This window comes from Rhodopseudomonas sp., assembly GCF_048594845.1.
Classification (GTDB): domain Bacteria; phylum Pseudomonadota; class Alphaproteobacteria; order Rhizobiales; family Xanthobacteraceae; genus Rhodopseudomonas.
The window spans coordinates 1-8500 of record NZ_JBMDXE010000209.1 but is presented as its reverse complement, the minus strand read 5'-3'; the positions used below and the strand labels follow the sequence as shown (position 1 = coordinate 8500).

Annotated in this window: 7 protein-coding genes, 1 tRNA gene and 1 pseudogene; 3 read left to right on the top strand and 6 right to left on the bottom strand. The window is 65.9% G+C overall.

Translation table 11 applies throughout. The features are described 5' to 3' along the window. The 5 genes and pseudogenes from ACOJTD_RS13425 to ACOJTD_RS13405 form a co-directional block, all read right to left on the bottom strand. Positions 1–321 (bottom strand): annotated as a pseudogene (locus ACOJTD_RS13425) (glycerol-3-phosphate transporter permease); the annotation flags it as partial. Between the two features lie 164 nt (positions 322–485). After that, a complete protein-coding gene (gene ugpB / locus ACOJTD_RS13420) occupies positions 486–1811 on the bottom strand; it encodes a sn-glycerol-3-phosphate ABC transporter substrate-binding protein UgpB (RefSeq protein ID WP_420133401.1) in 1326 nt (441 codons plus the stop codon). Positions 1812–2063: 252 nt separating this feature from the next. Continuing rightward, a complete protein-coding gene (locus tag ACOJTD_RS13415) occupies positions 2064–3269 on the bottom strand; it encodes a CaiB/BaiF CoA transferase family protein (RefSeq protein WP_420133400.1) in 1206 nt (401 codons plus the stop codon). A gap of 393 nt (positions 3270–3662) precedes the next feature. Continuing rightward, a tRNA-Ala gene (locus ACOJTD_RS13410) sits at positions 3663–3738 on the bottom strand. A 67-nt stretch (positions 3739–3805) separates the two neighbouring features. Next, positions 3806–4210 (bottom strand): TIGR02300 family protein, encoded by a 405-nt coding sequence (locus ACOJTD_RS13405; RefSeq protein WP_420133399.1) that lies wholly within the window; start codon positions 4208–4210, stop codon positions 3806–3808. 146 nt (positions 4211–4356) lie between these two features. Between ACOJTD_RS13405 and aroA the strand changes: the two genes are divergently transcribed. Further along, positions 4357–5694: a 3-phosphoshikimate 1-carboxyvinyltransferase gene (gene aroA / locus ACOJTD_RS13400; protein WP_420133398.1), complete on the top strand. Its 1338-nt coding sequence runs from the start codon at positions 4357–4359 to the stop codon at positions 5692–5694. Between the two features lie 6 nt (positions 5695–5700). On the opposite strand, the gene ACOJTD_RS13395 is transcribed toward aroA, so the two are convergent. Next, positions 5701–6375: a lysophospholipid acyltransferase family protein gene (locus tag ACOJTD_RS13395; protein WP_420133397.1), complete on the bottom strand. Its 675-nt coding sequence runs from the start codon at positions 6373–6375 to the stop codon at positions 5701–5703. Positions 6376–6547: 172 nt separating this feature from the next. Between ACOJTD_RS13395 and cmk the strand changes: the two genes are divergently transcribed. Both cmk and ACOJTD_RS13385 read left to right on the top strand, forming a co-directional pair. Then, positions 6548–7186, top strand: coding sequence for a (d)CMP kinase (gene cmk / locus ACOJTD_RS13390; protein WP_420133396.1), 639 nt, complete (start codon positions 6548–6550; stop codon positions 7184–7186). 319 nt (positions 7187–7505) lie between these two features. Next, positions 7506–8500, top strand: a 995-nt coding sequence (locus tag ACOJTD_RS13385) for a 30S ribosomal protein S1 (protein WP_420133395.1), incomplete at its 3' end; no start/stop codon positions are given.

The following is an 8500-nucleotide window of genomic DNA, read 5'->3' as shown; positions in this document are numbered from 1 at the left end:
GCGATAGAACATCGAGCCACGCAGCGGCCGGTCCGCCATCACGGCGAGCAGCAGCGCCAGCGACAGCGACGCCAGCGCGATCGCGAAGGAGAACGCAAAGGTGCGCAGGATGGCGGCGAAGTAATCCGGATCGGCCAGCAGCTCCTTGTAGTTGTCGAACCAGACGAACACGGTCGACAACCCGAACGCGTCCTGCATCAGGAACGACTGCACCACCGCCTGCCCGGCCGGCCAATAGAAAAATACCAGCACCACCACGAGCTGCGGCAGCACCAGCAGATAAGGCAGAAACTTGGATTGAAAGACGGCCTGCTTGAGCATGGTGCAGCTGCTTACCTGTGGCCGGCAGACTCGACAAGCACTCCATCGTCATCGCCCGGCTTGACCGGGCGACCCAGTACTCCGTGACGCCCCCGATCTTGCCGAGGTGCTCTGGAATACTGGGTGCCCCGCTTTCGCGGGGCATGACGCCAGGGATAACGCGGCTAACGAACCGCCGTCTTTTCGAACTGCCGCAGCATCACGTTGCCCCGGGTCACGGCCGCGTCGAGCGCGTCCTTGGCGGTTTTCTTGCCGGCGAGGGCTTGTTCGATTTCTTCGGCCCAGACGTCTCGGAGCTGGACCATGTTGCCGAGGCGGAGGCCGCGGGAGTTTTCGGTGGGCGGCTTGTTGGTCAGTTCCTTGATCGGCGTTTCGAGATAAGGCTGGTCCTTGTAGAAGCCCTCGGCCTTGGCCTTCTCGTAGGCCGCCTTGGTGATCGGCAGATAGCCCGACGCCTTGTGGATCGCGACCTGGCGGTCGGTGTCGGACAGGAAGGCGAGGAACTTGGCGACGCCCTTGTATTCGTCCGGCGTCTTGCCGCCCATCACCCACAGCGAGGCGCCGCCGATGATCGAATTCTGCGGCGCGCCCTGAACGTCCGGGTAGTAGGGCATCGGCGCGTTGGTCCAGGCGAACTTGGCCTGCGACTTGACGTTGCCGAAGAAGCCCGACGAGGTCAGAAACAGCGGGCACTCGCCCGAGGTGAAGCGGCCCTCGCCGGTGTTGGTGCGGCCGGAGTAATCGTAGGTCTTGTCCTTCTGCAGCTCGATCAGCTTTTCGAGATGCTTGACCTGCAGCGGGCCGTTGAATTCCAGCTTCGTGTCGAAGCCGTCGAGGCCGTTGGCCTTCGAGGCCAGCGGCACGTTGTGCCACGCAGACAACTGCTCGAGATTGGCCCAGGTCACCCAGGCAGTCGAGAAGCCGCAGGTCGCGTAGCCGGCGGCCTTGAGCTTCTTGGCGTCGTCGAACACTTCGGGCCAGGTCTTCGGGATCTCGGCGATGTTGGCTTTCTTCAGCGCGTCGAGATTGACCCACATCACCATCGACGACGAGTTGAAGGGGAACGACAGCATCTCGCCCTTCGAGGTCGAGTAGTAGCCGGTGATCGCCGGCAGATAGGCGGCGGGATCGAACGGCTCGCCGGTTTCCTGCATCAGCTTATAGACCGGCTTCACCGCGCCGGTCGCCGCCATCATGGTGGCGGTTCCCACTTCGAACACCTGCATGATGTGCGGCGCATTGCCGGCGCGGAACGCCGCGATGCCGGCATTCATCGTGTCCGGATAGCTGCCCTTGTAGGTCGGCACCACCTTGTAGTCGCTCTGCGAGGCATTGAAGTCGTTCGCCAGCTTGACGACGACATCGTTGTTGCCGCCGGTCATCGCGTGCCACCACTGGATTTCGGTGACGGCATAGGCGGGCGAAGCCAGCGCCAGCGTGGTGGCGACGGACGCGGCGAGCGCCGTCAGGCCGAAGGAGCGAAACGTCATCAAGTACCTCCCGAACGAGCGGTCATCTCGTGTGCGCGCGCGTTAGCAGCGCCGGATGACAGTTACATGACCGTATAGGCGACGTGCTCGTTAGGAGGAAGCGGCCGGAGTGCAAAGCCCGGAAAAAGACCAACGCCACCTTGCGGCAACGCAGCAGGAACTTCGGGAGGTTGCGGAAGATCACGCGGACGCGAGTGCGGCGCGTCCGCGATGGCGGGTAGCGGAGCCGGCGAGGCCCCGCTACCCAAGGGCTTAGCGCTTGCGCTCCGGGCCGCTGACGATGCCGTCGGCCTTGAGCTTGGCGATGTCGTCCGCCCCATAGCCGAACTCGCCCAGCACCTCGTCGGCGTGCTGGCTGAAGGTCGGCGGGATGTGGCGCAGGCTCGCTTTGGTGCGATCGAACCGGACCGGCGAGGCGATGCCCTTGTACCAGTCCTTCTCGATGATATCGCCGCGGGCCTTGACGTGGTCGGAGGCCAGCGCCTTGTCGATCGCCTGCACCGGTCCGGCCGGCAGGCCGGCGGCGAGCAGTTGGCGGCACAGCGGCTCGGCGTCGTGGTTGGCGAGGATCGCTTCCAGTTCCGCGCGCAGCTCGGCGCGGTTGACGACGCGGTCGCGGTTGCGGGCGAAGCGCGGGTCGGTGCCGAGCTCGGGCTTGCCGAGTTCGCGGCACAGCTTGCGGAAGGTGCCGTCGTTGCCGACGCCCATGAAGATGTTGCCATCGCGCGCCGCGAACACCGAATACGGATACAGATTCGGATGCTCGTTGCCGGTGCGCGCCGGCGGCTTGCCGTGCATGAAGAAGTTCGCCGTGTGCGGATGCATGATGGCGAGACCGGTCTCGAACAGCGTCGCCTCGACGAACTGGCCGAGGCCCGACTTCTGCCGCTCCAGCAGCGCCATCAGGATGCCGACGCAGGCGTAGAGGCCGGTCGACATGTCGACCAGCGCGACGCCGATTCGGGTCGGACCGCTGTCGGGCGTGCCGGTCGATTCCATCAGCCCGACCATCGACTGGATGATGGCGTCGTAGCCGGGATGGCCACCATGCGGGCCGTCGCCGCCGAAGCCGGAAATCCGGCAATGCACCAGCTGCGGAAATTTCGCCCGCAGCACGTCGTTGCCGATGCCCCATTTGTCGAGCGTGCCGGGCTTGAAGTTCTCGATCATGACGTCGGCGTCTTCGAGCATCTTCATCAGCACGGCGCGGCCGCCCTCGGAGGCGAGGTCGAGGCCGATCGACCGCTTGTTGCGGTTGGTGCCGATGAAATACGCCGCGTCGTCGTCGTGGAAGGGCGGGCCCCAGTCGCGGGTCTCGTCGCCGGCCGGCGGCTCGACCTTGATCACGTCGGCGCCGTGGTCGGCGAGAATCTGGGTGCAGTAAGGGCCACCGAGCACGCGCGACAGATCGATCACGCGCAAACCGGCAATCGCGCCGGCCATCAGGGGAGAAGTCATGAGGGCTTTCTTATTGAAGCTTTGATGGGGAGGCGAACTTACCGGTCAGAGCCGGGTCTTGGCAAATGCGGCGACTGTTGACCGCCGTGCTCGGGGCGCCCTCACCCTAGCCCTCTCCCGCAGGCGGGAGAGGGGACCGGCCGTGCTCGGGGTGAGGCATCGCTCGAATCATTTCGTGTAGACGCTCAGCCCCTCACCACATACGGCGCGCTCCCTCTCCCGCTCGCGGGAGAGGGTGACGCGAGCACAGCGCGAGCGTATCTGCGCTCAAACCGAAATGTGGGAATGTCAGGAAGCGTTGTCTTGCGGCCTATGCCGCAACGTCCTTCGTTCGCGTCGTTACGAAAGGACGATCGGGTTCTCCGAGCCGTAGCTTGCGAAGCAAGCGAAGGCTGGTGGAGCCAGGCGGGATCGAACCGCCGACCTCTTGCATGCCATGCAAGCGCTCTCCCAGCTGAGCTATGGCCCCGTACCCTGGGTGCGGGCGGTCAAATCAACCGCGCGCGGCATTCGTTGATCACAGTTTGACGAAGAGCTCAAGTCTCCTCATCACCAGAAACGTCACCAATGATGTCAGTGACGTCCTCATCCCCTTCTTCTTCGTCGGCGATGAAGGTCGAATCGTCGTCATCCTCGATCGATTCGTCGATTTCAATGTCGTCTTCCGACTCCGGAACGATCGCCTTGACCTTTCCGGTCTTCTCCTCGGCATCGGCCTCCTCGAGCGACACCAGCTCTTCGGCCTCCATCGCCTCGGGCGCATCGGCGGTATCGGCGGTTGCGGCAGCACGCTGATCGGCACGGCCGCGCGGCGCCGCCACCGGCGCAATCGGCACCACCTCGCCGGTGTAGGGCGAGATCACCGGGTTCTTGTTCAGATCGTAGAACTTTTTGCCCGTCGTCGGGCAAATGCGTTTGGTTCCGAGATCGGATTTCGCCACTTGTGCAACCTTGGGATTTCTTGAAAAACGGTGCTTCACTTGGCTAGTTGCCACGCCGCTGTCAATAGCGGTTTATGCCGTATCGGCGGCCACGCAGCGCGCGGCCCCGCTTCGATCAGGCGCCCGGTGCGCAGAGGACCTCCATCTTGAGCCATTCAGACCAAACCTCGCCGCTCACCGCGCGCAAGAGCAAGGCGCTTGCCGGCACCGCCCGGGTGCCCGGCGACAAGTCGATCTCGCACCGCGCGCTGATTCTCGGCGCGATGGCGGTGGGCGAGACCCGGATTACCGGCCTGCTCGAAAGCGAGGACGTGCTCAACACCGCCAAGGCGATGCGCGCATTGGGCGCACGCGTCGAGCGCACCGGCGATTGCGCCTGGAGCGTGCATGGCGTCGGCGTCGCCGGCTTCGCCCAGCCGGACGCGCCGCTCGATTTCGGCAATTCGGGGACCGGCTGCCGGCTGGCGATGGGCGCGGTGGCGGGCTCGCCGATCACCGCGACGTTCGACGGCGACGCCTCGCTGCGCGGCCGGCCGATGCGGCGAATCGTCGATCCGCTGGCGCAGATGGGCGCCAAGGTGGTGTCGAGCGCCGAGGGCGGCCGGCTGCCGCTGACGCTGGCGGGCGCGCGCGATCCGCTCCCGATCACCTACCGCACCCCCGTGCCGTCGGCGCAGATCAAATCCGCGGTGCTGCTAGCCGGGCTGGCGGCGCCGGGCATCACCACGGTGATCGAGGCCGAGGCCAGCCGCGACCACACCGAGCTGATGCTGCAGCATTTCGGCGCCACGCTGGTGACCGAGCCGGAGGGCCGACTTGGCCGTAAGATTTCGTTAACCGGTCAGCCCGAACTGCGCGGCGCGCCGGTCGTGGTGCCGGCGGACCCGTCCTCGGCGGCGTTCCCGATGGTGGCGGCGCTGGTGGTGCCGGGTTCGGACGTGGTGCTGACCGACGTCATGACCAACCCACTGCGCACGGGACTGATCACCACGCTGCGCGACATGGGCGGCGCGATCGAGGAAAGCGAAACCCGCGGCGATGCCGGCGAGCCGATGGCGCAGTTCCGGATCCGCGGCTCGCATCTCCGCGGCGTCGAGGTGCCGGCCGAGCGGGCGCCGTCGATGATCGACGAATATCTGGTGCTGGCAGTCGCGGCCGCCTTCGCCGAGGGCACCACGGTGATGCGCGGCCTGCACGAGCTGCGGGTCAAGGAATCCGACCGGCTCGAAGCCACCGCCGCGATGCTGCGGGTCAACGGCGTCGAGGTCGAGATTGCGGGCGACGACCTGATCGTGGTCGGCAAGGGTCATGTGCCGGGCGGCGGCCTGGTCGCTACCCACATGGATCACCGCATCGCGATGTCGGCGCTGGTGATGGGTCTGGCGTCCGACAAGCCGGTGACGGTGGACGACACCGCCTTCATCGCCACCAGCTTCCCGGATTTCGTCCCGATGATGCGCCGGCTGGGGGGCGAGCTGGCCTGATTGCGGTCAGGCCGGCTCGACCGGCTCGCGGCCGACCAGCCGATCGGCGGCTTGCTGGACGGCGGTCAGCGACGCCGACAGACGGGCGCCGAGTTCGCCGCGGTCGGCCTGGCCGTCGACGATCAGCGGCTCGCCGTACCGGATCGCGATCATCGAGAACAGCCCCGGCAGCAGCAGCCGGTCCCAGCTCTTCAGCAGCTTGCCGCGCTGCATGCTGACGCCGGCCGGCACGATCGGCAGGCCGGTGAGCCGCGCCAGATCGAGAATGCCGTCGTGGTTGATATGCATCCGCGGCCCGCGTGGCCCATCGGGCGTCACGAACAGGCTGTGGCCGTCGCGCGCCAGCCGCATCATCTCGCGCGCCGCCCGCATGCCGCCCTTGGAGCTGGAGCCGACCACGGTCTTGATGCCGAACACCGAGCCGACCTTGCTGATGATCTGGCCGTCGCGATGGCCGCTGATCAGGGCGATCAGCGGCTTGCCGGTGCCCCGCAGCATCGGCAGCATGATCAGCCGGCCGTGCCACATCGCCAGGATGTAGGGCTCCGGGATCGGCAGCGGCGCGCGGTCGAACCGACCGGTCCACAGCACGACCTGAAAGTAGATCGCGGCCGGGACTGTCGCGGCCCACTGAAAAGCGTCCGTCCTCAGGATCCGTTTGACGAAAGCAGGAGTAGCCATTCCGAGGAGTGTCCGGGCAGTGATCTGGTGCGGCGCGCCGGGCTGGTGTCGGCGGCTCGCGGGTTTATACCGGCCACCGGCAGGCTGCAAACAACCCGGCTTGAAATCCCTCTAGCGGCGGTGTTGAACCGCAGCCGCGCCGCGGCGCCGACCACCACGGATATGGGACAGCATGATCATCGCCATCGACGGACCCGCTGCCTCCGGCAAAGGCACACTCGGCAAGCGGCTGGCCGCGCATTACGGTTATCGGCACCTTGATACCGGACTGATCTACCGCGCCGTCGCCAAGGCGATGCTCGACGCCGCCGCCGACCTCGCCGACGAGGCCCGCGCCACCGAGATCGCCCGCAGCCTCGATCCGGAGACGTTCGGCGACCCGGCGCTAAAGAGCCAGACGGTCGGCGAAGCCGCCTCGGTGGTGTCGGCGCATCCTGCCGTACGCGCCGCGCTGGTCGAATTTCAGCGCCGTTTCGCTGCCGATCCGCCCGGCGCCGTGCTGGACGGCCGCGACATCGGAACCGTGATCTGCCCGGATGCCGACGTGAAGATCTTCGTGGTCGCCAAACCCGAGGTCCGCGCCCACCGCCGGGCCCTTGAGGCGCAAGGCCGCGGCGAGCCCGGCGACGAGGCCGCGATCCTCGCCGACATCCTCAAACGCGACGAGCGTGACAAGAATCGCAGCGCCGCACCTTTGAAGCAGGCCGAGGATGCAGTCTTGCTCGACAATTCCTATTTGGATATAGAAGGCGGCGTCCGGGCCGCCATCGAGATTGTCGAGGCCGTTCGAGCGGGCCGGCGTCGGGTTTAAGCACCAACCGACGCCGTCATTGGAGGAACGCCCGCTCCACGGTTTTCAGCGATGGTCGAACGCATCCAGGCTGAGCGCCTTTTTAGCTGTGAGCCTGCCGTTTCGTTCGCTGCCGGACCGTCTCTTGGAATGCTCCTTCTTGGAATGACTGATTGCTGCGATCCGATGATGTCGGATCAACGGCTCGACCGTGCAGGCATGCTGCCGGCCCGCTCCGCACTCCAATGCGGAATGGTCGTCAGGTTCGCGGACCCCTGACACTGCGCGCGCGAGACGTCCCTCAACCGAACTGCCGGCGACATCCGCATCTGGAGAACAAATGGCTTCGACTGCTACTTCGTATAACCCGACCCGCGACGATTTCGCCGCGATGCTCGACGAGTCCTTCGCCGGCGGAAACCTTCAGGAAAGCTCCGTCATCAAGGGCAAGGTCGTCGCGATCGAGAAGGACATGGCCGTCATCGACGTCGGCCTGAAGACCGAAGGCCGCGTCGCTTTGCGCGAATTCGCCGGCCCGGGCCGCGACAGCGAACTCAAGGTTGGTGATACCGTCGAGGTGTTCCTCGACCGGATCGAGAATGCGCTCGGCGAAGCCGTGCTGTCGCGCGACAAGGCGCGCCGCGAAGAGAGCTGGGGCAAGCTCGAGAAGGCCTTCAACAACAACGAGAAGGTGTTCGGCGTCATCTTCAATCAGGTCAAGGGCGGCTTCACGGTCGACCTCGACGGCGCCGTGGCGGTCCTGCCGCGCTCGCAGGTCGACATCCGTCCGATCCGCGACGTCGCGCCGCTGATGAACAACTCGCAGCCGTTCCAGATCCTCAAGATGGACCGCCGCCGCGGCAACATCGTGGTGTCGCGCCGCACGGTTCTCGAAGAGACCCGCGCCGAGCAGCGCCAGGAGCTGGTGCAGAACCTCGAAGAGGGTCAGGTGATCGACGGCGTCGTCAAGAACATCACCGATTACGGTGCGTTCGTCGACCTCGGCGGCATCGACGGCCTGCTGCACGTGACCGACATCGCCTGGCGGCGCGTCAACCACCCGACCGAGGTGCTGACGATCGGCCAGACCGTGAAGGTCAAGATCATCAAGATCAACCACGAGACCCACCGCATCTCGCTCGGCATGAAGCAGCTGCTGGATGATCCGTGGCAGGGCATCGAGGCCAAGTACCCGCTCAACGCGCGCTTCACCGGCCGCGTCACGAACATCACCGACTACGGTGCGTTCGTCGAGCTCGAGCCGGGCATCGAAGGCCTGATCCACGTCTCCGAGATGTCGTGGACCAAGAAGAACATGCACCCCGGCAAGATCGT

Excerpts from the sequence above, each read along its gene's own strand:
- ugpB (WP_420133401.1), bottom strand. The coding sequence starts at position 1,811 with ATGACGTTTCGCTCCTTCGGCCTGACGGCGCTCGCCGCGTCCGTCGCC.
- ACOJTD_RS13415 (WP_420133400.1), bottom strand. The coding sequence starts at position 3,269 with ATGACTTCTCCCCTGATGGCCGGCGCGATTGCCGGTTTGCGCGTGATC.
- ACOJTD_RS13395 (WP_420133397.1), bottom strand. The coding sequence starts at position 6,375 with ATGGCTACTCCTGCTTTCGTCAAACGGATCCTGAGGACGGACGCTTTT.
- cmk (WP_420133396.1), top strand. The coding sequence starts at position 6,548 with ATGATCATCGCCATCGACGGACCCGCTGCCTCCGGCAAAGGCACACTC.